Below are 24937 nucleotides of genomic sequence, written 5' to 3'. Positions count from 1 at the left end.
CCGGTCATCAGCGGCCAGAAGAACTCCCACACCGACACGTCGAAGCCGTAGGGCGTCTTCTGCAGCACCCGGTCCCCCGGACCGATCCGGTACTCCGCCTGCATCCATTGCAGCCGGTTGAGCAGACCCCGATGGCTGTTGCCCACCGCCTTCGGCTTGCCGGTCGACCCTGAGGTGGTGATGCAGTAGGCCAGGCTTTCCGGATGCCAGTCGACATCCGGCGCCTCGTCCGCATAGCCGGACAGGTCCCAGCCCTCCAGCGCCACCGCCTCGACGCCGTCGATCTCAGGCAGCCGGTCGATGAGATGCGCCTGGGCCAGCACCAGCCTGAGGCCGGTCTCGGCGATGGTGCCGGCCAGCCGCTCGCGCGGATGATCCGGATCCAAGGGCAGGTAGGCCCCGCCCGCCTTCGCGATGCCGAGCAGCGCCAGCACCATCTCGACCGACCGCTCCGCCGCCACCCCGACCAGCACGTCCGGCCCGACGCCGCGGGCCGCCAGCGCCTGCGCCAGCCGGTTCGTCCGCCGGTCCAGCTCGGCATAGCTCAGCCGCTCGGCGCCGAACACCAGCGCCTCGGCCTGAGGCGTCGCCCGCGCCTGACGCCCGATCAGAGACAGCACGCTCGGCACCGGCTCATAGGCCACGTCCGTCGCATTCCACCGCGCCAGACGGTCTTCATCGGCGGCCGTCAGCAGGCCGATGGTTCCCAGCACCCGATCCGGGGCCGACATCATCCGGCGCAGCACCGCGACGAAGCTGTCGCGCCATCGCTCCATCGTCGCCCGGTCGAACAGCCCGGAATCGAACTCCATCCTGCAGTCGATGCCGTTGCCGTCGGCGGCGACGTCCAGCGACAAATCGAATTGGGTGGTGCCGGTATCGACCTCGATCAGCTCGGCAGTCGCCTCGTCCAGCGCCGGAAGGGCCGCATCGCGCGTCGTGCGGAAGTTGAACAGCGACTGGAACAGCGGCGTGTGCCGTGCGTCTCGGGCGACACCGAGCCCGTCCAGCAGCAGCTCGAACGGCACGTCAGCCTGGTCGAGCGCGGCCATCGCCTCGCCCCGCAGGCGCCGCAGCAGGGCGCGGACGGTGAGACGAGGATCGAGCCGGACGCGGTAGACCTGGGTGTTGACGAAGAAGCCGAGCAGATCCTGGATCTCGGTCCGGCCGCGCGCGGCGTTGGGCACGCCGACCGCGAAATCCGACTGACCGGAAAGGCGGCCGAGCAGGATCTGCCAGGCGGCGAGCAGCATCACGAAGGGGGTGCAGCCCTCCTCCCGGCACAGGGCCTGGACCGCCCGGACCAGGTCGTCCGGCAGCGCGAAATCGACGCGGCCGCCATGGCGGTTGCCCTCGGTGTCGCGCGGCCGGTCGGTCGGCAGCTCCAGCACCGGCACATCGTCGCCGAGATAATCCTTCCACCGAGCCACGGCCCGATCGCGGCGGTCGCCGGCGAAGCGCCGGCGCTGCCAGGCGGCGTAGTCGGCATAGTCCAGCGCCGGGACGGGCAGCGGCCGCCCGCGGCGATCCGGATCGCGCAGCGCCTCGCCATAGGCCCGGGCGAGGTCGCGCACCAGCACCGCGGTCGACCAGGCGTCGACGACGATGTGGTGCATCACCAGCAGCAGAACCCATTCGCCGCCCGGTGTCTCGCCGCGCCGGGCCAGGGCGACGCGCAGCAGCGGCGGCCGGGCGAGGTCGAAGGGCCGGCGCGCCCGCGCCTGCAGCCAGGAGGACAGCGCTTCTTCGGCGCCGGGCATCCCGGCCGCCGGCAGCACGGCATGCTCGATCGCGACATCGACCTCCGGCAGCACCACCTGCCGCGGCTCGCCCTCTCCGCCCTCGAAGCGGGTGCGCAGCACGGCGTGGCGTTCGACCAGGCAGCGGAACGCGGCCTCCAGCGCCGGCACGTCCAGCCGACCCCGCAGCCGCAGGGCGCGGACCGAGTTGTAGGCCGCGCTTTCCGGATCGTAGTGCTGCAGGAACCACAGGCGCTGCTGCTGGAAGGACAGCGGGGCCGAGGCCTCGCCGCCGCGCGGCCGGATCGCGTCAGGATCCGCGGCGTTGTCGTCCAGCAGCAGCGCGAGCAGCGCGTCGGTGTCGATGTCGTTCATGGTCCTCAGGGCGCCTTGGCCTGCCGCGCCTTTTCCAGGAGCGCCGCCCTCTCCGCCTCGCTCATCCCGTCGAGGCTGAGGCGCAGCGCAGCGATCTGGTCGATCCGCCCCGGCGCGGCGTGGCCGCGCAGCGCCTCGGCCAGGGTGGCGATGCTCGGGTGGTCGAAGACGATGCCGGGCGGCACCTCGACCTGGAACACCTTGCGGATGCGGGCGACCAGCTTGATCACCTGCAGCGAGTTGCCGCCGATGTCGAAGAAGTCGTCGGTGACGCCGATCGCCGCCACTGGCCGCTCCAGCAGCTCCGCCGCCACCTGCCGCAGCAGGGTCTCGACCGCGTCGCGCGGCGCGACCTTCGCGCTGGTCTCGGCCAGGATCGCCGGATCGGGCAGGCGGCGGCGGTCGATCTTGCCGTTGGCCAGGCGCGGCATCCGGTCGAGCGCCACGATCTGCACCGGCACCATCGGGCCGGGCAGGCGCGCGGCCAGGGCCGGGCGCAGCGCCGCGGCACGGGCGGCGGCGTCGCCCTCACCCGGCGCCAGGGTGACGAAGCCGACCAGCCGCGCTTCCCCGCCCTCCGGCCGATGCACTGAAACCGCCGCCTGCTGGACGCCGTCGAGGGCCTGCAGCGCGGCCTCGACCTCGCCCGGCTCGACCCGGAAGCCGCGGATCTTCACCTGATGGTCCGCCCGGCCGACGATCTGCAGGCGGCCGTCCGGCAGGTGGCGCGCCAGATCGCCGCTGCGGTAGAGCCGCCGGCCCTCTCGGAACGGATGGGCGACGAAGGCACCAGCCGGGTCGCCGTGCAGATAGCCGCGGCAGAGCTGCGCTCCGCCGATATGCAGTTCGCCCACCGCGCCGGTGGGGGTCAGCCGGCCTGCAGCGTCGAGCACCTGCACCTCGCTGCCGGCGAGCGGACGGCTCAGCGGCAGCGCATCGCCGGCCCAAACGGGAGCCGCCGGGTCATGGGCATGCACCAGCACACCGACTGTGGTCTCGGTCGGGCCGTAATGGTTGAACACCCGGCATTGCGGCGAAACCGCAAGGATCCGGTCAACCAGCGCCCTCGGCGTCGCCTCACCTCCCAGGATGAGCGTGGCCGGCAGCGTCGGCTCCGGCGCGTCGAGCAGCGCCGCCAGATGCGACGGAACCAGCTTGGCGCAGTCGATCCCGTGCCGCAGCAGGAAGGCGGCGAAGGCGGCGCCGTCGGCCATCTCGGCCTCGTCCGCCACCGCCAGACACGCACCGTGCCGCAGCGCGCCGAACAGCACGGTGTTGCCGAGATCGGCGGCGACGGTGGAGGTCAGGGCGAAGCGCCGGCAGCCGGCGAGGCCGAGCGCCTCACTCACTGCTTCGACATAGGTGCGGAGCTGGCCATGCTCGATCACCACGCCCTTCGGCGTACCGGTCGAGCCGGAGGTGAACAGGACATAGGCGGTGCGGTCGTCCTCGGCGAGGTCGGGCAGCGCCGCCGAGGCGGGCTCCGCCATGGCCGCGGCCAGCGGGTGGACCGGGATCGTGTCGGAGACGACCGGGTCGGCCGTGTCGGTCAGCACCAGCACCGGCTGGGCCTGGTCGAGCAGCAGGCGCCGGCGCGCCTGCGGCCATTGCGGGTCGAGCGGCAGATAGGCGCCACCAGCGCGCCAGACGGCGAGCAGCGCCACCACCATGTCGACCGAGCGCGCCATGTCGAGCGCCACCACGGCCTCGCGGCCGACGCCATGGGCGACCAGCCAGGCGGCCAGCCCGTCGACCCGCGCGTTCAGCCCGGCATAGTCGAGGGTCACGCCATTGCCGGCCAGGGCCGGTGCCGTCGGCGTCTCGCGGCCCCAGCGGGCGATCAGCGCCGGCAGCGACGGGCCGGGCGCTGGGACCTGCGCCGTGGCGTCGAAGACCAGCAGCCGAGCCCGCTCCGCCGCGCCCACCGGCGACAGGGTGCCGAGGGGCGTGTCGAGCTGGTCCGGCAACTCGGACAGCAGGGTCACGACCTGCTCCAGCAGCGTCTCCATCGCCGCGTCGTCGTAGCGGCCGCCGTCCCAGTGCAGGGCGACGGCGCGGAGGCTGCCGTCCTCGCCGAGCTCGGCCTGCAGCGCCAGCTCGAAGGGCTGCGGCCCGTCCGCCGAGACCAAGCGCCAAGCACCGTCGTCGGCCGAATGGCTCGCAATCCGGAAGCCGGCAACGAGATGGTCGCTGCGCCCCGGCGCCTCGACTGGCCAGTGCTCCTGCCAGCCGCGATGGCTGTCCAGCACCGGGGCGAGGTGGTCCAGGAAGGCCGCGAAGGGTTCGGCCGGGTCGGCCGCCAGCCGCAGCGGCAGCACCTTGTCGAACGGGCCGACGGTCTCGGCGAAGGCGTCGTAGTCGCGGCGGCAATCGTGCTGCCAGCCGGCCACCAGCTCGGCACGGCCGGAGATGCGGGCCAGCAGCGCCCACCAGGCCGCCTGCAGCAGGGCGTCGAGCCCGATGCCGCGCGCGTCGGCGAGCTCCTCCAGCCGCCGCGACACGGCGGCGTCGATCACGGCCTGACGGCTGGCCCGCGCGCCCATGCCCGCCTCGCGGCGGCGATAGGGCAGTTGCAGGGCCGGCGGCGCCGAGGGGCCGAGATGGTCCTGCCAGTAGCGGCGGCCCTCCGCAGCGTCCTCATCGGCCGCCATCTCGGCCCGCCACTCGACGTATTGCGCATAGGCGACGCCGTCCTCATTGGCCGGGACTGCGACACCGGCGTATTCGTCACGCAGCGCGTGACGGATCAGGTCGAGCGCGCCCCGATCGGCCACCAACGGCGAGGCGAGGATCGCCAGGCGCCACTCCGTGTCGCTCAGGCGATACAGCGCGGCCCGCAGAGTCCGTCCGGCACCGAGATCAAAGCCGGCGACCTTCTGCGCCATCAGGTCCTGGGTCATCGCATCGGCCGCATCAGCCCGGCCGCGCAGGTCGAGCCCGGACCAGGCAGGCTCCGCCGGCGCGTCGAGCGGCCGGGCGCGCAGGCCGCGAAAGCCGGGGACGGCGACGAAGGCCGTGCGCAGGATCTCGTGCCGGCCGGCGACCCGCAGCAGCGCGGACCGCAGCCGCGCCTCGTCCAGGTCGCCGGCGATGTCGACGACGAGGGTCGCGGCTTCGCCCGGGAGCTCCGCGGCGACACGCTGCTCGGGGCCGAGCGGCCAAGTCTCCGCGCCGGCGGCCGAGAGGGCGAGATCGGTCATCGCGCGCCCCCCTGCCCTGCGTCGAGGCTGCTGCGGTCGACCATGTCGCCCATCGCCACGACGATGCGGCGCGGACCCTCATAGGGGTCGCGGGCATGGGCGGCGAGCATGTTGTCGAGCATCACCACGTCGCCGCGGCGCCAGTCGAAGCGCACGGCGCAAGCCTCGTACAGCTCGCCGATCAGATCCATGACCTCGTCCTCGATCGGCGAGCCGTCGCCGTAGAACACCTGCCGCGGCATCCGCTCCGGCCCGACCATGGCCAGCAGGTCCTCGCGCACATCGGCGTCGAGGCAGCGCGTGTGGTGCAGCTGGACTTGGTTGAAGAAGGAGCGCTCGCCAGTCAGCGGATGGATGATCACCGCCGGGCAGCGGGTGCGGGTCTGCAGCTCGTTCTCGCCGAGCCAGGCGAAGTCGACCCCGGCCGCGCGGCAACGGGCCTCGACCTCGTCGCGGCTGTCGGTCTTGAAGAAGTCGCGCCAGTCGACGTCGAGATTCTCGGTGAAGGTGCGGACATAGGTCAGGCCGAGACGGTCGAAGCGCTCCGCCAGCTCGGCCGGCAGGCGGCGATACAGCTCGCGGCAGTCGACGATCGGGGTGGCGCCGCCGACCGGCGACGGCTGCTCGCAGAAGAACCACTGCTTGCGCGGCCAGCGCGGCAGGTGCGAGCTCTCATTGTGGTAGAGGATCATCTTCCGCTCCGGATACGGGGTGGAGCGGTAGGTGTTGCGGCCACCTTCCTTCTTCGGCAGGTCGCCGTAAGAACCGTAGAGGCCGGGCTGCAGCGCCTCGGCGAAGGCCTCGAACTCCTGCGGCGTGGTCAGGCCGAAGCCACGGAACAGCAGGCCGGCATGGTGCCGCAGCCAGGCCTCGACCTGGTCGCGATGGGCAGCGGCCCAGGCCACGGCGTCGAGATCGGCGCTGGCCGGCTCGACCACCAGCGGGAAGATCGCGCCCGGGGTCAGGGACGAGGTCCGCACCAGCTCGCGCGCCGGCGCCGCGGCCGCCGCCGGCCGGGCGGAGGGGGATGCGAACTTCTTCAGCTTGTCCAGCTTGGCGCCCATGCGGGCAGCGCCGGTGGCTGCGGACGGCGACGCGGGAGACGACATCGCGGACTCCTCCAATGCGGGAAGGGTGAAGCCGCTCAGCGAGCGGTCCGGGGTTTCGGCGATCTGCTCCAGGAGCGCGGTCCAGGCGGCGACCAACCGCTCGATCCGCGGGCGGGCGAACAGGTCCGTGGCGAAGACCCATTCGCCCTCCAGCCCCTGCGCGGCGCGGGGGCCGAGCGGGTCGAGGAACAGCGCCATGTCGAATTTCGAGCCATGGGCCTGGGCGGGCCGCAGCTCCGCCGTCAGGCCGTCGACGCCGAAGCGCCCGCGCGGCGCGCTCTGCAGCACGAACAGCACCTGCACCAGCGGGTTGCGGGCGCGGTCGCGCGGCGCGCCGACGGCCTCGACGATCTGGTCGAAGGGCAGCAGCGGATGCTCGAAGGCCTGCAGCGAGTCCTCGCGCACCCGGTCCAGCAGCTCCGAGAACGGCATCGTTCGGGCGGGCCGGGCGCGCAGCGGCAGGACGTTGACGAAGAAGCCGGCCAGCCGGTCGAGCTCGCGCCGCGGCCGGCCGGCGACGTCGGTGCCGACGACGAAGTCGGTGGCGCCGGTCAGGCGGTGCAGCAGGGTCTCGAAGGCCGCCAGCAGCACCATGAACAGCGTGCCGCCGCGGGCATGGCCCAGCGCCTCGAGCCGCGCAACCAGGGGCCCCGGCAGGGTGAAGCGGAGGCTGTCGCCGGCCTGGGAAGCGGCGGACGGGCGCGGGAAATCCGCCGGCAGATCCAGGCGGTGCGGGACGCCGGCCAGCCGGTCGCGCCAGAACGCCTTCTGGGTTTCCAGCGTCTCGCCCTGCAGCAGCCGGCGCTGCCACAGCGCATAGTCGAGATACTGCACCGGCAGCGGCGCCAGATCGGCCGGGCCGTGGTCCAGCGCGGCCCGGTACAGCGCGCCCAGGTCGTCGATCAGCACGCCGATCGACCAGCCGTCGGCGACGATGTGGTGCAGGCTCAGCAGCAGGCTGTGCTCCGCCGGCCCCAGCCGCAGCAGGGTGGCGCGCAGCAGCGGTGCCGCCGCCAGATCGAAGGGCCACCGCGCCTCCTCCGTCTCGATCTCGGCCAGCCGCGCCTCGCGCCGGACCGGGTCGAGCGTGGTCAGATCAATCTCCGGCAACGGCAGGGCAATGCTGGCCTCGACCCGCGCCACCGGCACGCCGTCGGTGCCTTCCGGATAGCCGGTGCGCAGGATCTCGTGCCGTGCCAGCAGGCCGGCCAGCGCCCGTTCGAGAGCCGGCCGCGACAGCGGGCCGGTCAGGCGCAGCTGGCCGGTGAGGTTGTAGGCGCTGCGCGCCGCCTCCCCCGCCAGCCGTTCGGCCAGCCACAGGCGCTGCTGCGCCAGGGACAGCGGCATCTCGGCCTGCCGCGGCTCGGCTGTGACCGGCGGCAGTCCGGCCTCCGGCCCTTGGCGTGGCGCCGCGTCCAGCCGGGCGGCCAGCTCGGCCAGGCTGTGCGGCGCGAAGACCTCGCGCAGCGGCAGCTCGACGCCGAACTCTGATCGGATCCGGTCGATCGCCTGCAGCGCCAGCAGCGAGTGGCCCCCGAGGGCCAGGAACTGGTCGCCGCGGCCGATCGGGCCGCAATCCAGCAGCTCGGCCCAGATCGCGGCCAGGCGCCGCTCCGCCCCGTCCCGTGGCGGCTCGCGGTCCTGCGGTGCTGCGCCGGCCGACGGACGGCGGTAGAGGTGGTAGGCCTGCAACTCGCCCGTGGCCAGGCGCTGGCGGCAGGCGGAACGCTGCAGCTTGCCGCTGGTGGTCTTGGGCAGCGTGCCGGGATCGAGCAGCGCGACGAGGGCGACCGGCTCCTGCTGGGTCTCGGCGACGACGCGGTCGATCGCCTCGACCAGCGCCTCGGGCGCCATCTTGCGCTGCACGCCGCGGCCGATCTCGACCGCGACGCCGATGCTCTCGCGGCCGTCATGTTCGACCGCGAAGGCCGAGACCCGGCCCTTGCGAACCTCGGAAACGCCGGCTTCCACCGCCTTCTCGATGTCCTGGGGATAGCGGTTCTGGCCGCGGATGATGATGACGTCCTTGCGCCGGCCGGTGATGAACAGCTCGCCGTCGTGCAGGAAGGCGAGATCGCCGCTGCGCAGCCAGGTGCCGTCTTCGCGGTCGAGGAAGGCCTCGCGCGTCGCCTTCGGATTGCGCCAGTAGCCGCGGGTGACGCTGCCGCCGGCCACCCAGACCTCGCCGACCGCATCCTCGCCCAGCGGCTCCAGCGTCCCGGGGTCGACGATGCGCAGCTGGTCCGGCCGGATCGGCCGGCCGCTGCTGACCAGCTCGACGCCCTCCGCGCTCGGCACCACCCGGTGCGCCGCCAGCGCCTCCGGGTCGACGCGCAGCGTGACATAGGCGTGCGGCCGCGGGCTGCAGGACATGGTCAGCGTGGCCTCGGCCAGGCCGTAGCTGGGCGCCAGCACCTCGCGGCGGAAGCCGGCCGGGGCGAAACGGACGGCGAAGTCGGCCATCGTGTCGGCCCGTACCGGCTCCGACCCGCAGAAGGCGTACTGCCAGGACCGCAGGTCCAGCCCGGCGAGGGTCTTGTCGCTAACCCGCTCGCAACACAGGCGGAAGGCAAAATCGGGCCCCCCGCTGAAGGTGCCGCCGAAACGGTGGATCGCCTCCAGCCACCGCGCCGGCCGGGCCAGGAAGTGCTGCGGCGCCATCAGCACCAGCGGAACGCCGGCGAAGAAGGGCAGGATCAGCCCGGCGATCAGCCCCATGTCATGATAGAGCGGCAGCCAGGAGACCAGCACGTCGTCGGCGGTGATGCCGCCGCCATGCACCATCATCCGCTGGTTGTCGATCAGGTTGGCATGGGTGACCTCGATGCCCTTGGGATCGGCGGTGGAGCCCGAGGTGTATTGCAGGAAGGCGATGTCACCGCCCGCCGCCGGATGCGGCCGCCAAGCCTCGGCCAGGGCCGGGGAAATGGTGTCGACCGCGATCACGTCGACACCGTCCTGTCCGGCGCAGAGCGCCTCGACCGAGGCGCGGTGCCGCCGGTCGGTCAGGAGGTGGCGGGCGTCGGCATCGGCCATCATGCCCTTCAGCCGCTCGACATGATGCCGGCTCATGCCCTCCGACGGATAGGCCGGCACGGCGATCACCCCGGCATAGAGGCTGCCGAAGAAGGCGGCGACATAGTCCGGCCCGCTGTCGAGCAGGATCAGCGCCCGGTCGCCCGGCACCGCCACGGCCTGCAGATGCGCCGCAATCGCCCGCGCCCGCAGGTCCAGGGCGCGATAGTCGAGGGTCGCGCCGACGGTCTCGCCATCGGTCAGGAACCGCAGCGCCGGCCCGCCGTCATCGACGGCGGCGCGGCGCCGCAGCAGCTCGACCAGCGTCGCGGCGTCGGCATAATCCAGGGCCAGCGGGGCGGTGTCGCGGCGCGGGCGGAGATCGAAGGCAGCGTCGCTCACGGCGAACCTCATGACACCGACGAAAGGGAGAGATCGCGGCCGCGGGCGGCGCGCACCGGAGACTCCGCGGCGGCGGGGCCGCTGCGCTCCACCACCTGGCCGCGGTCGAGCTTGATCAGCTGATCGGCGAGCGGGAACCAGCGGTCGTCATGGGTGATGACCAGCAGCGTCTTCCGCCGCGCCTTCAGCTCGGCCAGGACCTCGCGGTAGAAAACGTCCTTGAACTGCGGGTCCTGGTCGGCCGCCCATTCGTCGAACACCATGACCGGCCGGTCCTCGAGGCAGGCGGCCACCAGCGCCAGGCGCTTGCGCTGCCCCTGCGACAGATCGCGGGTCGAGAAGGCGCCGTCGCGGACCGCGACCTTGTGGTCGAGATGGAGCTGGCGCAGCCAGTCGTTGGCGCGGGCGTCGAGCGATCCGTCCGCCGTCTCCAGCAGCGTCTCGAACAGGTGGAAGTCGGAGAACACGGCCGAGAAGAGCTGCCGGTGCGCCTCGCCGCCCGGCGAGGCCAGCGCCTGGCCGTCGACGCGGATGGTGCCGGATTCGGGCGCATAGAGGCCTGTGACCAGCTTCGCCAGCGTGGTCTTGCCGCTGCCGTTGCCGCCGACGAGGAAGGTGATCTCGCCCGGCCGCAGGGTCAGGTCGATGGGCCCGAGGGTGAAGACCTCGTCCTCGCGCTCGTCGTAATAGCCATGGGTCACGCCCTCCAGCGCCAGGGTGACCTCGCGCCCGGCCGGGACAGCTGCCGGCTCCCGGCCTCCCTTCCCCGGCTCCAGCTCCGCCAGCGTGCCGCCGATGCGGCCCAACGCCACCCGGGCCATGCCGATGTGCGGGATGTTGGCCAGCAGCCCCTCCAGCGGGCCCATGATGTAGAGAAAGGCGATCACATAGCCGGTGACGACGCCGGCATCCCCGGGCGCGATCCAGATCCGTGCGAACAGCGCCGTCCCGATCGTCGCCATGAACAGCAGCCGGCCCCAGCCGTCGGCGAAGGCCAGCAGCGACAGGCCTCGGATCCGGCTCCTGGCGACCGCATCGATCGCTTCGGCCAGCACCACGTCGAGGAAGCGGCGCGCCTTGCCGTCGTTCAGCTTCAGCTCCTTGGCGCCGCCGTTCAGCGCCTCGAACTGGCCGAACAGCCGGTCCTGGCCGCGCCCCGCCTGGCGGAAGTGCCGGAGCACGCGGCGGTAGCTGAGCTGATGGCCGATCGAGCCGAGCACCATCACCGCCCCGGCGAGCAGCAGGAAGCTCCAGGACAGGGTGGCGAGATAGGCCAGGACGCCGAGGATGACGATGCCGTTGGTCACCAGGATCGGCAGACCCATGCAGAAGGTGGCGATGGCGGAGGCGTCGTCGGTCAGCAGCGACTGGACCCGCGCCCGGCCGACGACCTCCAGCCGCCGGTAAGGCGCCGCCACCACCGCTTCGGCGATGTGCTGCCGCAGCGCCCCCAGCGCGCGCTGGCCGAGCCGTGCGAACAGGGCGCGGGACGCGACCTGAGCCACCATCACCAGCACCGCCGCGGCGACGAAGGGCAGCAGCCATTGCGGCAGCGCCTCGGCCGGCGCGTGCAGGGTGCGGTTGATCAGCAGCACCAGCAGCGCGCCGCCGACCCCGCAGGCCAGGCTGGCGAGGATGGCGGCCGCGAACAGGGTGCGCGACCCGCGGATCAGCATTCCGAGAAGCGACACGGCTTTCTCCAGGTGAAAGCGTCAGTGCAGACCGTGAGCTTCCGCCATGGCGACGATGACCTTGCGCGGCCCCTTGAACGGCGCCCGTGCATGGGCGGTGAGCATGTTGTCGAGCATCAGCACGTCGCCCGCCTGCCAGGGAAAGCTGATCTTGTGCGCCTCCAGCACCTCGCGGACGGTGGCCAGCGCCTCGTCCTCGATCGGCGAGCCGTCGCCGTAATAGACGTTGCGCGGCAGGTCCGGCTCGTCGACCAGCTCCAGCAGCGTCGACCGCACCTCCGGCTCCAGGTTCGAGACGTGGAACAGATGGGCCTGGTTGAACCAGACCATCTCTCCGGTCACCGGATGGGCGATCGCGCCCTGGCAGACCTGCCGGGTGCGCAGCTCGCCATCCGGCTTCCACTCGCAATCGATGCCGTGGCCGCGGCAATAGGCCTCGACCTCCTCGCGCGACTCCGTGCCGAACACCTGCTGCCAGGAGACGTCGAGGCCGTTGCCGTAGTTGCGGACATACATCAGCCCTTTCTCGACGAAGCGGTCGCGCAGGGCGGGCGGCATGGCGCGGTAGACGGCGCGGCTGTCGGCGATCGGCGTCTCGCCCCCTTCCGGCGCCGCCTGCTGGCAGTAGAACCAGATCTTCATCGGCCAGTCCCGGGTGTAAGCCTGCTCGTTGTGCAGCGGGATGTGCTGATGCGGCGGATATTCGGTCGAGGTGTAGACGCCCTGCGTCACCTTGCTGCGCGGGGTCGAGCCGAACTCGTAGGTCAGGAGCGGGTGGCCGAAACCGGCGGCGAAGGCGCGGAAAGCGTCGGCGCCGTCCAGCGCGAAGCCGCGGAACAGCAGCCCGCCCTCGACGGCCAGATGGCGGTCGACGACCGGCCGGATCTCCGCCAGCGCCTTGATCAGCGACGGCGTGCCGCCGGCGGGCTCGACCAGCAGTGGCAGGGTCCCGCTGTCGCGCAGCGGGCGGATCGTCAGCGTGCCGGTGTTCACAGCATCCATGGTGCTCGCACTCACTGAAGCGTCCGGCCGGCGGATTCTGGCGATCCGCCGGTCCGGACCAGGACGGCCGGGCCGCCGTTCATCCGTCGCGACAGGGCGGCGTCGAGGACGCCCAGCACCTCCGCCTGACGGGAGTGGATGAAGAAGTGGTCGCCATCGAACAGGTCGATGGCGAAGTCGCCGCGCGTCTCCCAGCCCCAGGCCTGGAGCGCCGGACGGCCGACATCGTCGCGGGTGCCGGCCAGGACATGCACCGGGCAAGGCAGCGCCGGACGCGGCCGGTAGACATAGGTGCCGGCCATCAGGAAGTCGGCCCGCAGCACGGGCAGCACGGCGGCCATCAGCTCGGGGTCGGCCAGCGCCTCCTCGGGCGTGCCCTGGTAGTCCCGAAGATCCGCGACCAGCTCGGCATCCGTGCGCGGCCGGGCCAGCTCACGGTCGTCGCGGACCGCCGGCGCCTCCGTGCCGGAGGCGAACAGCACCAGCGGCGGCAGCGTCCCATTGTCCAGCAGGGCGTGCGCCAGCTCGAACGCCAGGAGGGCGCCCAGGCTGTGGCCGAACAGGGCATAGGGGCCGTCGATCAGCCCTCCGACCTCCCCCGCGAGCGATGCGGCGAGGCGACGAAGATCCGTCGACAGGGGCTCGCTTGCACGGGCGCCGCGTCCGGGCAGCTCGACCGGATGGACAGCCAGCCACGCCGGCAACGCGCGGCGCCAGCGGGCATAGACCATGGCGCTGGCGCCCGAATAGGGCAGGCAGAACAGCCGAGCGGCGACCGCAGTCATGGGATCACTGCGCAGCGTCGGCCTGGCCGTCCATATGCCGACGCAGCGACAGCGGCCGCATATCGGTCCAGACCTCGGCGATATAGGCCAGGCACTCGGCCTTCGGCCCGGTCTTGCCGACCGTCGTCCAGCCCTGCGGGATCTCCTTGTAGTCGGGCCAGATCGAATATTGCTCCTCGTGGTTGACCACGACGTGAAAGACAGTGTCGTCCCGATCGAAGGCCATCAGGCACCTCTCGCCGATATCGCACGCAGACTTGAAGAAAATTTTATGGATCGCGCAGATGCGACCACACGACGCCCGGCGGAATGTCTCCGGCCGGACATCTTGATTTTGGTCTTCAGCGCTTTCCGATGGCTTGAAGGAGATCAACTGGAAGCCAACGACGCGCCTGGACTTCCCGTTTCCTTCTGGCTATGAATGATAATGATTTGCAGTTGCACTGCAAGTCAAGCCTGTTTTCGCCCTTTTCCACCTCTCGTCCGGGGCGGGGCGACCCGGCCAGACGAGACGAATCCGCCACCTGCCGGCGGCCGTGGATCGGCGGAATCGCCGGAGTCCTGCGGCCGCGGAAGGAGAAGACGACGATGGACGCCATACCCGTTCCGCAGCCCGGCACGACCTTTCTCTCCTATCCAGCGACACGGACTCCGGTGACGACATCTCGCCAGGGCGATTCGCTGACGGTGCGGCAGGCCGGAGCCGCCCCGCTGAGCTTCCGGCTGGCCGCGGCCGAAGGGCGGCTGCTCCTGACCCGCCCGGCCGGATCGGGCGATGCCGCGCTCCGCGGCCTGTGCGCCGCCATCGAGGCCGCTTTCGCCTGGCATCCCGAGCTGGAGCGCCTCGCGCTCGACCTCGGCGACTGCGCCGGAGATCTGGCCGACACGCTGTACCGCCGCGGCATCGCCGTCGAGACCGCCGCAGCTCCGCTGACCGTGCTGCCGGAGCTGTTCATGCAGCAGGCCGATCTCTGGCTCGGCCGGTCCGACCTGCCGGCCTTCCCGCAGCGCCATGTGATGACCGACGGCAAGCGTCATCCGCAGCGGCCGCCGAAGCCGCGCGGCACCGTCTATGCCCGCTACATCCCCTGGCTGGAGCAGACCATCGCCTTCCGCGCCGCCACGGTGGAGGACGATCTCGGCCATCTCCACAAATGGATGAACGACCCGCGGGTGGCCGCCTTCTGGAACGAGGACGGCGACCTGGAGAAGCATCGCCGCTATCTGTCCGGGCTGATCGCCGACCCGCACATGGTGCCGCTGATCGCGACCTTCGACGGCGTGCCCTTCGCCTATTTCGAGATCTACTGGGCCCGCGAGAACCGTCTCGCGCCCTTCTACGACGTCCAGGACTACGACCGCGGCTGGCATGTCGTGGTCGGCGAGGACGCCTATCGCGGCCGCCGCTTCATCAGCGCCTGGCTGCCCTCGCTGACGCATTACATGCTGCTCGACGACTGCCGCACCCAGCGCATCGTCGGCGAGCCGGCGGCGGCGCACCACCAGCAGATCCGCAACCTCGAGACCTCCGGCTTCGTCCGGATCAAGACCTTCGACTTCCCGCACAAGCGGGCGGCGCTGGTGATGCTGCTGCGCGAGCGCTTCTTCTTCGACCGGCTGTGGCTGCCGGCCGCCCCCGCCGCCCAGCCGGTGGCGCGATGATGGGCCAGGACGCGGTCTATGATGTCATCGGCGTCGGCTTCGGCCCCTCCAACCTCGCCCTCGCCATCGCGCTGGATGAGGCGCAGCGGCAGCGCGGCGCGGGGCTGAGCCACCATTTCGTCGAGAAGCAGCCGGGCTTCACTTGGCACGGCGGCATGCTGCTGCCGGACAGCGACATGCAGATCTCCTTCCTCAAGGACCTGGTGTCGCTGCGCGACCCGACCAGCCCGCTGACCTTCGTCAACTACCTGCACCAGAAGGGCCGGCTGGAGGCCTTCATCAACCGCAAGACCTTCTTCCCCAGCCGGATCGAGTTCAACGACTATCTCGGCTGGGTCGCGGCGCGCTTCGCCGACCGCTGCAGCTATGGCGAGGAGGTGGTGGCGATCGAGCCGGAGACGGCGCAGGGCACCGTCACCGGCCTGCGGGTGCGGTCGCGCACGGCATCGGGCGGCGAGACCGTGCGCCGGGCGCACAACCTGGTCGTCGCCACCGGCGGCAGCCCGCGCATCCCGGCGGTCTTCGCCGGGCTCGGCCACGACCCGCGTGTCTTCCATTCCTCGGGCTATCTCGACCGCATCCACGGGCTGGGCCTGGCGCGCCGCCCGTCCGGCCGGGTGGCGGTGATCGGCGGCGGTCAAAGCGCGGCGGAGATCACGCTCGACCTGCACGGCCGCTTCCCGCAGCTCGGCATCGACCTGATCTTCCGCGGCCACGCGCTGAAGCCCGCCGACGACACCCCCTTCGTCAACGAGATCTTCAACCCCGGCTTCACCGACTATGTCTTCGGCCAGGGCGAGGCGCAACGCGACGCGATCATCCGCGAGTTCCGCAACACCAACTACGCGGTGGTCGATGCCGACCTGATCGAGAGGATCTATGCCATCCTGTACCAGCAGAAGGTGCAGGGCCCGGCGCGGCTGGCGCTGTGCGGGCGCTGCGAGGTCACCCAGGCCGAAGCCGGCGATGAGGCGGTCGGGCTGACGGTGCACGACGGCATCGCCGGCATCACCGGGCGGCACGGCTACGACGCCGTGGTGCTGGCCACCGGCTACGAGCGCGACGGCGGGCGCCGGCTGCTCTCGGCGTTCGCGCCCTGGATCGAGGATTTCACGGTCGACCGCGACTACCGTCTGCGCACCCGGCCCGAATTCCGGCCGCAGATCCATCTGCAGGGCCAGTCCGAGACCTCGCACGGGCTCAGCGACACGCTGCTCTCGGTGCTGGCGGTGCGGTCGCTGGAGATCGCGGAATCCCTGCTCGCGGCCAGACGCCGGCGTGGCGTCTCACCCGACCTGCACGACCCTGGTCCGCTGCGGCGCATCGCCGTCAACGACGATTAGCGCGCCGGCATCGCCGTCGCCTGCGGCGCAGATTCGCATTGAAGTTCGTTTCAAATGAAACGATCATCCCGGCATGACGAATGACGATGCCCGGTCCGCCGGGCCGGTCGGGAGGATGCGATGACGCTCCGCTACATGCCGGGATTCGGCAACGACTTCGAGACCGAGACCCTGGAGGGCGCCCTGCCCCAGGGTCAGAACTCGCCGCAGCGCTGCGCCTACGGGCTCTATGCCGAGCAGCTCTCGGGCTCGCCCTTCACCGCGCCGCGCGGCGCCAATGAGCGGTCGTGGCTGTACCGGCTGCGGCCGTCGGTGAAGCATGTCGGCCGGTTCCGCGAGATCGAGCTGCCGTTCTGGAAGACGGCGCCGCATGTCGTCCGCCACGGGCTGCCGCTCGGGCAGCTGCGCTGGGACCCGACGCCGATCCCGGAGGAGAGGCTGACCTTCCTGACCGGCCTGCGCACCATGACCACGGCCGGCGACGTGTTCACCCAGGCCGGCATGGCCGCGCATGTCTATCTCGTCACCGAATCGATGGTCGACGAGGTGTTCTACAATGCCGACGGCGAGCTGCTCATCGTGCCGCAGCAGGGCTCGCTGCGCCTGGTCACCGAGCTCGGGATCATGGAGATCGGGCCGGCCGAGATCGCGGTGGTCCCGCGCGGCATGAAATTCCGGGTCGAGCTGGTGGACGGCCCGTCGCGCGGCTATGTCTGCGAGAATTACGGGGCCAAGTTCACCCTGCCGAACCGCGGCCCGATCGGCGCCAACTGCCTGGCCAATCCGCGCGACTTCAAGACCCCGGTCGCGGCCTTCGAGGAGAAGGATGGGCCGCACCGCGTCGTCGTCAAATGGTGCGGCGGCTTCCACGAGACCACGATCGACCACTCGCCGCTCGACGTCGTCGCCTGGCACGGCAACTACGCGCCGTACAAGTACGACCTGCGCACCTATTCGCCGGTCGGCGCGATCAGCTTCGACCACCCGGACCCGTCGATCTTCACCGTGCTGACCGCGCCGTCCGGCGAGGAGGGCACGGCCAATGTTGACTTCGTGATCTTCCCGGAGCGCTGGCTGGTGGCCGAGCATTCCTTCCGGCCGCCCTGGTACCACATGAACATCATGTCGGAGTTCATGGGGCTGATCTACGGCCGCTACGACGCCAAGGAGGAGGGCTTCGTGCCGGGCGGCATGAGCCTGCACAACTGCATGCTGCCGCACGGCCCCGACACCGACGCCTTCGCCAAGGCCTCCACCGCCGAGCTGAAGCCGGTGAAGCTGACCGGCACCCTGGCCTTCATGTTCGAGACCCGCTTCCCGCAGCAGCTGACCCGCTATGCGGCGGAGCTGCCGACGTTGCAGGATGACTACCCGGCCTGCTGGAGCGGGCTGGAGAAGAACTTCGACAAGACAAATCGGGAAGGAACCGGCCGATGAAGCTCGCCAGCCTGAGGGACGGGTCGCGCGACGGGCGCCTCGTCGTGGTCTCACGCGACCTGACCCGCTGCACCGCGGCCGGGGACATCGCCCCGACGCTGCAGCACGCGCTCGACGATTGGGACCATCTGCGGCCGCGGCTGGAGGCGCTGGCGCACGACCTCGAGCTCGGCGCCGTGCCGAGCGAGCGGTTCCGCGAGCACGACGCGCTGTCTCCCCTGCCCCGCGCCTATCAATGGGCCGACGGCTCGGCCTATGTGAACCATGTCGAACTGGTGCGGAAGGCGCGCGGCGCCGAGATGCCGGAGAGCTTCTGGACCGACCCGCTGATGTACCAGGGCGGCTCCGACACCTTCCTCGCCCCCCGCGACCCGATCCGGATGGCGAGCGAGGCCTGGGGCATCGACCTGGAGGGCGAGATCGCGGTGGTCACCGGCGACGTGCCGATGGGGGCGGACCGCGACACGGCGGCCCAAGCCGTCAAGCTCGTCATGCTGGTCAACGACGTGTCCCTGCGCAACCTGATCCCGGCGGAGCTGGCCAAGGGCTTCGGCTTCTTCCAGTCCAAGCCGTCCTCCGCCTTCTCGCCGGTGGCGGTGACGCCGGACGAGCTGGGCGAGGCCTGGGACGGGGGCAAGCTGCACCGACCGCTGCTGGTCGAGCTGAACGGCGCCCCCTTCGGCCGGGCGGACGCCGGGGTCGACATGACATTCGACTTCCCGACTCTGATCGCCCATGCAGCGAAGACCCGGCCGCTCGGCGCCGGGACCATCATCGGCTCCGGCACCGTGTCGAACCGCGATGCCGACGGCGGGCCGGGCAGGCCGATCGCGCAGGGCGGCGTCGGCTATTCCTGCCTGGCCGAGCTGCGCATGGTCGAGACCATCCTGTCCGGCGCGCCCAGGACGTCCTTCCTCCGCTTCGGCGACACGGTGCGGATCGAGATGAAGGACGCCCAGGGCCATTCCATCTTCGGCGCCATCGAGCAGAGGGTCGAAGAGGCCGCATAGGCCCCCACACCCCACAGATCTCCGTCCCGCGCCCGGCTCGCCATCGAGTCGGGCGCAGTCGTTTTCGGATGGATTCGGCAGCGTCGGCGATCGTGAAATCTTTGCCTACCTCGGGTTGCAAGTCTTCCTCGAAAGACAACCGAAGACAATGACCGAATCGCCGGATTCCCTGATCTGAGAAAGAGATCCCATAAAACCTTACAAAAACTTGATTGACACCTCGGGCCCTCAAAGTTTGAATACGAAACCTCAAAACGCCTGGCCAAAATCCAGATGGAATCAAGGTTTCGCTCACTCCAGAGATCGACTCCAAGATTTCATCATCAAGCCTCATCTTCGGATGCGCCAGCGTCACATCGAGTAGCGGCTGCTTGAGAGACTCCCCATGAGAATCCTCGTCACCGGTTCGCGCGGACTGATCGGCACCGAGATGATGCGTCGCTTCGCCGAAGCCGGGCACGAGCCCGTTCCCTTCGACATCGCCCATGAGGAGGGGACGCCCGGACACGGCGACATCCGGGATCTCGACCAGCTGCGGCAGGCCATGGCCGGATGCGACGGCGTCCTGTCCCTGGCCGCCGTGTCGCGCGTCATCGCCGGCGAGCGCAATCCGGAACTGTGCTGGGACGTCAATGTGCACGGCACCGAGGCCGTGCTGCGTGTCGCCATGGAGCAGCCGGCAGACCGCCGCCCCTGGGTGATCTATGCCAGCAGCCGCGAGGTCTATGGCGATTCGGCGACGCTGCCGGTGCCGGAGGACGCGCCGCTGCGGCCGGTCAACATCTACGGCCGGTCCAAGGCGGCCGCCGAGGCGGCGGTGGACCGCGCCCGCGAGGCCGGCCTCGCCACCGCGATCGTCCGCTTCTCCAACGTGTTCGGGTCGACCGCCGATCATCGCGACCGGGTGGTGCCGGCCTTCGCCCGGGCGGCCGCGACCGGCGGCACGATCTCGATCGAAGGCGCGGAGAACACCTTCGACTTCACCCATGTCGAGGATGTCGGCCGCGGCCTGTCCCTGCTGGTGGAGTGCCTGGAGGAAGGCCATCGCGCGCTGCCGCCGATCCACTATGTCGGCGGCCGCGCCGTGTCGCTGGGCGAGCTGGCCGAGATGGCCCGGGCGGCCGCGCTGGCCCCGGTCGAGATCCGCATCGCCCCGCCGCGCAACTTCGACGTGGCGCATTTCCGCGGCGATCCGGCGCGGGCGGAAGCGCTGCTGGGCTGGCGGGCCGAGATCTCGGTCGAGGACGGCTTGCGCCGCCTGATCCAGGCCTATGCCGCCGATGCGGCGGGAGAGCAGGCCCGCCCGGTCGAGATCGCCGTGGAGGAGACGCCGCAGCCGGCCGCAGCGCCGGCGACGGGGGATGCGGAGGGCCGAGACCAGCCGGTCCTCCGCAGCGGCGGGCGCTCGCCGCGGCGCCTGTCGGCGCTGTCCCCCTGGATCCTGGACTTCAGCCACGATCCGATCCGCATGCCGCCGCGGCCGCCCACGCTGCGGCATGCGAGCTACGAGGACGATTTCGACTTCACCACCGTGTTCTGCGACGTGTTCTGGGACGCGTCGGGCGAGTCGATCCGGCTGGTCGGGCCGCCGCTCCTGAACCTGGAGACGGAGCTGGACTTCACGTTCACCGCCCTGCCCTCGATGCAGCCCTGCCCCTTCGAGGTGCGGCACAAGCGCTGGACCGACGTCGTCACCGTCCCGGTCCCGCCCGGCACCACCGGGCTGATCGCCGACACCAGCCTCGGCCGCGCCTTCCTGGCGCCGCAGCCCAATCTGAGCGAGATCTTCGCCGGCCGGCGCTGCATCTATGCGATGAGCCAGGACAACGACATCGCCTGGATCCAGGACTGGGTCCGCTACTACGCCCGCGGCCATGGCTGCAACGGGGTCGTCCTCTACGACAACAACTCCACGGCCTACGACGTCCGTGAGCTGGACGACGCGCTGCGTTCGATCGACCCGTCGATCGAGGTGCTGACCATCCCCTGGCCGTACAAATGGGGCGTGTTCGACGGCCGCCGGCCGCTGTCCTACAGCGTCTGGGATTCCTTCTACGGCCAGGCCGCGGCCTTCGAGCATGCGCGGCTGCGCTACTTCCGGAAGGCCAAGAGCGTCGTCAACGCCGATATCGACGAGCTGGCGGTCACCCGCGACGGGCAGAGCGTGTTCGAGATCGTCGAGCAGTCGGACACCGGCTTCATCCGCTTCGACGGCTGGTGGATCCACACCTACACGACCGAGACCCTGCCCCGGCAGCGCCGGCACAAGCACTTCTATCACAAGAAGACGGGCCGCCTGGACGCCTGCACCGAGAAATGGGCGGTGGTGCCGGCCAAGTCGCCGGAGGACGTGCAGTGGGCGATCCACAACGTCATCGGCATGGTCCCGGACGAGGCCAGCTTCAAGGTGAGCCTGCGCCACTTCAAGCCGATCAACACCAGCTGGGACGTCGATTCGAACCTGACCGACGCCAAGCGGACCGAGCTGTTCCACGGCGACGGCCAGGGGCTGGAGGTCGACGAGGAGCTGCGCCGGGCACTGGCCCGGATCTTCCCCGACGGCGAGGACGAGCAGCCGGCCGAGGCCCCTGCCCGGCCGGCCGAGGTCACGGCCTATCAGCACCGGGTGCGCAGCCGGACCCTGGCCCGCAGCGGCCGGACCGCCGAGGCGGTCGACGAGGCCCGCCGCGCCGCCGGGCTGCTGCCCGGTCATCCGGCGACGCTGCTGCACCTGGCCGGGCTGCTGCGCGCGCAGGGCGGCGAGGACGAGGCCGCCGGTCTGGAGCGGGAGGCGCAGCGGCTGCGCGAGGCCGATCCGCTGTACCACGTCCAGATGGGGCGGTCGGCGCAGCACACCGGCGCGATCGAGGAGGCCGTCACCAGCCTGCGCCGGGCGCTGGAGCTGGACCCGGTGTCGATCGACGCGGCCGAGCTGCTGTTCAAGCTGTTCTGGGGCCATGGCCGCTACGGCGAGGGGCGAACCCTGGCCGCGGAGTGGATCGCCCGCGCCCCGGCCGATCTGGCCGAGGCCCAGGCGCTGGCCGGCACCATGCTGATGACGGTCGGCCGGGCGCCGGAGGCGATCCCGTTCTGGCAGCGGGCGCTGGCGCTGGACCCGCGGCGGTCCGACTTCCATCACAGCCTGGCGCGCTGCCTGCTGGCCGACCGCAAGCTTGCCGAGGCGGAAATGGCCGAGCGGACGGCGATGCGCCTGTTCGAGGAGGAGCGGGATCACGACCGCGATCCGATTCCGCCCGAGCTGGTGCAGAAGCTGAAGCGCAAGCTGCTGCTGCGGGCTTCGACCCGGTCGTCGATGTGGGAGCAGCTCGGGCGGATCCTGCGCGCCCGGGGCCGCTTCGACGGTGCCTTGAACGCCGTGCGCGAAGCCATCCGCAACAGCCGTCTCGACCCCGACCTGCATCTGCTGCTGGCCGAGATCCTGACCGACCTGCGCAAGCCCGAGAGGGCCAAGGCCGAGCAGGCCAAGGCGGCGGCGGTGGCGCGGGAGCTGCTGGGCCATCCGCCCAACACGATCCGTACCGCCTTCGACCGCGAGCGCGACATGGTCGGGCTCTATTCCTGGGTCGCGGGCATCCTGCAGCGCTGCGGCCATGCCGAGGAGGCGGCGGCGACGATCGACGAGATCGGCCGGCACTTCACCGGCAGCGCCAACGCCACGACCGCGCGCGCCGGCTTCCTGATCTCGGCCGGCAAGCCCGAGGCGGCGGAACGCCTGATCGCCGAGGCGATCGCCCGGGGCGAGGACCATTCCCGGCTGCATCACCTGCACAGCACCGCCCTGTCGCAGCTGAACCGGGGGCCGGAGGCGATCGCCGCCTGCCAGCGGGCCCTGGCGCATGATCCGGAGGGGCCGCATCTGCATCGTGCCCTGGCCGCGCTCCAGATCTCCGACAAGCGCTGGGCCGATGCCGTCGCGACGCTGGAGACCGCGATCGCGCTGGAGCCGTCCCATGCCGGCGCCAAACGCCAGCTCAGCAACGCCCTGGCCGCGCTCGACCGCCCGGAGGAGGCGGAGGCGGCAGCGCGCCGGGCGATCGAACAGTCCCCCGACGAGCCCGGCCTCTACCGCCACCTCGCCAACCTGCTCGCCACCCGGAAGCGCTGGAAGGATGCGGTGGTCGAGCTGCGCCGAGCGATCGACCTCGAGCCCGGCCATGCCGGCGCGCAACGGCAGCTCAGCGCCGCCTTCGCCGCACTCGGCCAGGCGGAGAAGGCGGTCTCGACGGCGCGCAAGGCGATCAAGCTGGCGCCCGAGGACGCCGCGCTGCACCGCCATCTCGGCAACCTCCTGGCCGGCCAGAAGCGCTGGGACGAGGCGGCGCTGGCGCAGCGCCGGGCGGTCGAGCTCGAGCCTTCGCATGCGGGGGCGCGCCGGCAGCTGGAGATCGCCCTGGCCGAGGCCCGCAAGGCCAAGGCCAGGCGGCGGCCCGAGCCGGCCGCGGGCTATAGCGGCACCGCCGCGGAATAGGCGGGAGGTGCGGGGCGGCTCCCCATAGGCGCCAACATGGGAACGAGCCCGCTCAACGGCGCGGTCCGCCCCCTCCCCCTCCCGCCGCCTGCGGCGTCGGGCCCCTCCCTCTCCCCAAGGAGAGGGATTCCAGAGCGGCACCTCATACACCTCTCCTCGGGGAGAGGTCGAAATCGCGGCAGCGATTTCGGGTGAGGGGGCGATCCCGGCCCATCCACTTGTCTCAGCGCCTATAAGGTCGCCCTCCGCGATTGACGGCCCGGGCGGGACTCGCCTATCGGTGAGGCCCGCCCGGAGCAGCGAGCGATGGCAGCGATGACCGCCCCCGACAGAACCTTGCCGGCCGCGGAGCCGGATCGCGCCTCGCCCGCCGAGGTGTTCCGCGTCTTCCTCAAGCTCGGCCTCACCTCCTTCGGCGGGCCGATCGCCCATCTCGGCTATTTCCGCGACGAGCTGGTGGCCCGGCGGAGATGGATCGACGAGGCCGGCTATGGCGATCTCGTCGCGCTGTGCCAATTCCTGCCCGGCCCGGCGTCGAGCCAGGTCGGCTTCGCGCTCGGCGTCCTGCGCGGCGGCGGTCTGCTCGGCGGGCTCGCCGCCTGGTGCGGCTTCACCCTGCCCTCGGCCGCCCTGCTCTGCGCCTTCGCGCTCGGCGCCGCCGCCCTCGCCGGCCCGGTGGCCGAAGGCGTGCTGCACGGGCTGAAGCTGGTCGCGGTCGCCGTCGTCGCCCAGGCGGTCTGGGGCATGGCGCGGAGCCTAACGCCGGACCGCGAGCGGGCCGCCATCGCGCTGGCCGCCGTGGCCGTCGCGGTCTTCGCCGGCGGCTCCTTCGGCCAGATCGGCGCGATCGCGCTCGGCGCCGGGCTCGGCCTTTGGCTGTGCCAGGGGAACGGCCCCGCCCCTGTCGGCCGGCTGAGCTTCCCGGTGTCGCGCCGGGGCGGCGCCATCGCCCTGCTGCTGTTCGCGGCGATCTTCCTGGCGGCGCCCGTGCTGGCGGCGGCGACCGGAAGCCAGGGGCTGGCGCTGTTCGACGCCTTCTACCGCTCGGGCACGCTGGTGTTCGGCGGCGGGCATGTCGTCCTGCCCCTGCTGCAGGCGGAGGTGGTGCCGCCCGGCTGGGTGACGAATGAGGACTTCCTCGCCGGCTACGGCCTGGCGCAGGCGGTGCCCGGTCCGCTGTTCACCTTCGCCGCCTGGCTCGGCGCCGTCACGGGGCCGGCGCCCAACGGCCTCGCCGGCGCCGCCATCGCGCTGGCCGCCATCTTCCTGCCGGGGCTTCTGCTGGTCTGGGGCACCCTGCCCTTCTGGGACGCGCTGCGCCGGCGCCCGACGGCGCAGAGCGCGATGCGCGGCGCCAATGCGGCCGTGGTCGGCATCCTCGGCGCCGCCCTCTACAGCCCGGTCTGGACCAGCGCCGTGCTGGCGCCGCGCGATTTCGCCCTGGCGCTGGCCGGCTTCCTGCTCCTCACGGTGTGGAAGGCGCCGCCCTGGACCGTGGTCCTGGGCCTGGCCGCAGCCGGAGCCGCCCTGCCGCTGATCGGGCGGTAGACCCACGCCGGTCGAGCCCGGGTGCTCGGACCGCGTCACCCGGTGTCGGGAGCGGGCTTGGGGTCGTCGACATAGAGGCCGAGGCCGAGGGAGCGGCAGAGGCGGTCGGCGGTGGTGGCGGTGGTCTCGG

General features: G+C 71.5%; 13 protein-coding genes. 6 read left to right on the top strand and 7 right to left on the bottom strand.

Annotated features, from left to right (window positions below; translation table 11 throughout):
* The 7 genes from G537_RS41430 to G537_RS0133650 form a co-directional block, all read right to left on the bottom strand.
* On the bottom strand, positions 1–2114 hold a 2114-nt coding region (locus G537_RS41430; protein WP_034853965.1), incomplete at its 3' end, for a condensation domain-containing protein.
* 5 nt (positions 2115–2119) lie between these two features.
* Positions 2120–5314 (bottom strand): non-ribosomal peptide synthetase, encoded by a 3195-nt coding sequence (locus tag G537_RS0133675; protein ID WP_026873778.1) that lies wholly within the window; start codon positions 5312–5314, stop codon positions 2120–2122.
* Complete coding sequence (locus tag G537_RS0133670; RefSeq protein ID WP_211230608.1) at positions 5311–9840, bottom strand: condensation domain-containing protein; 4530 nt, start codon at positions 9838–9840, stop codon at positions 5311–5313. Before G537_RS0133670 ends, G537_RS0133675 begins: the two co-directional genes overlap by 4 nt.
* Before the next feature lie 8 nt (positions 9841–9848).
* On the bottom strand, positions 9849–11531 hold the full coding sequence (locus G537_RS41425; protein WP_081689230.1) for a cyclic peptide export ABC transporter: 1683 nt from the start codon (positions 11529–11531) through the stop codon (positions 9849–9851).
* A gap of 21 nt (positions 11532–11552) precedes the next feature.
* Positions 11553–12533 (bottom strand): TauD/TfdA family dioxygenase, encoded by a 981-nt coding sequence (locus tag G537_RS0133660; protein WP_034853906.1) that lies wholly within the window; start codon positions 12531–12533, stop codon positions 11553–11555.
* A gap of 11 nt (positions 12534–12544) precedes the next feature.
* Positions 12545–13318: a thioesterase II family protein gene (locus G537_RS41420; RefSeq protein ID WP_064742259.1), complete on the bottom strand. Its 774-nt coding sequence runs from the start codon at positions 13316–13318 to the stop codon at positions 12545–12547.
* Between the two features lie 4 nt (positions 13319–13322).
* The gene (locus G537_RS0133650; protein ID WP_026873775.1) at positions 13323–13544 is read right to left on the bottom strand and encodes an MbtH family protein; all 222 of its coding nucleotides are present in this window, start codon (positions 13542–13544) and stop codon (positions 13323–13325) included.
* A 428-nt stretch (positions 13545–13972) separates the two neighbouring features.
* On the opposite strand from G537_RS0133650, the gene G537_RS41415 reads away from it, so the two are divergent.
* The 6 genes from G537_RS41415 to chrA all read left to right on the top strand — a co-directional run bounded on the left by G537_RS41415 (position 13973) and on the right by chrA (position 24807).
* Positions 13973–14980 carry a GNAT family N-acetyltransferase gene (locus G537_RS41415; RefSeq protein ID WP_245579197.1) on the top strand — a complete coding sequence of 336 codons (1008 nt, stop codon included), beginning with the start codon at positions 13973–13975 and terminating at the stop codon, positions 14978–14980.
* On the top strand, positions 14977–16323 hold the full coding sequence (locus G537_RS0133640; RefSeq protein WP_026873774.1) for a lysine N(6)-hydroxylase/L-ornithine N(5)-oxygenase family protein: 1347 nt from the start codon (positions 14977–14979) through the stop codon (positions 16321–16323). The genes G537_RS41415 and G537_RS0133640 overlap by 4 nt, the downstream gene beginning before the upstream one ends.
* A 120-nt stretch (positions 16324–16443) precedes the next feature.
* Positions 16444–17760: a homogentisate 1,2-dioxygenase gene (hmgA, locus tag G537_RS0133635; protein WP_026873773.1), complete on the top strand. Its 1317-nt coding sequence runs from the start codon at positions 16444–16446 to the stop codon at positions 17758–17760.
* Entirely contained in the window at positions 17757–18770 is a 1014-nt protein-coding gene (locus tag G537_RS0133630) for a fumarylacetoacetate hydrolase family protein (protein WP_026873772.1), read from the top strand. The genes hmgA and G537_RS0133630 overlap by 4 nt, the downstream gene beginning before the upstream one ends.
* Positions 18771–19155: 385 nt before the next feature.
* The gene (locus G537_RS42735) at positions 19156–23259 is read left to right on the top strand and encodes an NAD-dependent epimerase/dehydratase family protein (RefSeq protein WP_064742258.1); all 4104 of its coding nucleotides are present in this window, start codon (positions 19156–19158) and stop codon (positions 23257–23259) included.
* A 306-nt stretch (positions 23260–23565) separates the two neighbouring features.
* Positions 23566–24807 carry a chromate efflux transporter gene (chrA, locus tag G537_RS0133620; RefSeq protein ID WP_051249459.1) on the top strand — a complete coding sequence of 414 codons (1242 nt, stop codon included), beginning with the start codon at positions 23566–23568 and terminating at the stop codon, positions 24805–24807.
* The last annotated feature ends 130 nt before the right edge of the window (positions 24808–24937 follow it).

The organism is Inquilinus limosus DSM 16000, from assembly GCF_000423185.1.
GTDB lineage: Bacteria > Pseudomonadota > Alphaproteobacteria > DSM-16000 > Inquilinaceae > Inquilinus > Inquilinus limosus.
The sequence above is the reverse complement of the archived record's forward strand: the minus strand, read 5'-3'. Positions and strand labels throughout refer to the sequence as shown.

Bases quoted from the DNA above. Each gene is read 5' to 3' on its own strand.
- G537_RS0133675 (WP_026873778.1), bottom strand. From the start codon at position 5,314: ATGACCGATCTCGCCCTCTCGGCCGCCGGCGCGGAGACTTGGCCGCTC.
- G537_RS0133660 (WP_034853906.1), bottom strand. From the start codon at position 12,533: ATGGATGCTGTGAACACCGGCACGCTGACGATCCGCCCGCTGCGCGAC.
- G537_RS41420 (WP_064742259.1), bottom strand. From the start codon at position 13,318: ATGACTGCGGTCGCCGCTCGGCTGTTCTGCCTGCCCTATTCGGGCGCC.
- G537_RS0133650 (WP_026873775.1), bottom strand. From the start codon at position 13,544: ATGGCCTTCGATCGGGACGACACTGTCTTTCACGTCGTGGTCAACCAC.
- G537_RS0133640 (WP_026873774.1), top strand. From the start codon at position 14,977: ATGATGGGCCAGGACGCGGTCTATGATGTCATCGGCGTCGGCTTCGGC.
- hmgA (WP_026873773.1), top strand. From the start codon at position 16,444: ATGACGCTCCGCTACATGCCGGGATTCGGCAACGACTTCGAGACCGAG.
- G537_RS0133630 (WP_026873772.1), top strand. From the start codon at position 17,757: ATGAAGCTCGCCAGCCTGAGGGACGGGTCGCGCGACGGGCGCCTCGTC.
- G537_RS42735 (WP_064742258.1), top strand. From the start codon at position 19,156: ATGAGAATCCTCGTCACCGGTTCGCGCGGACTGATCGGCACCGAGATG.
- chrA (WP_051249459.1), top strand. From the start codon at position 23,566: ATGGCAGCGATGACCGCCCCCGACAGAACCTTGCCGGCCGCGGAGCCG.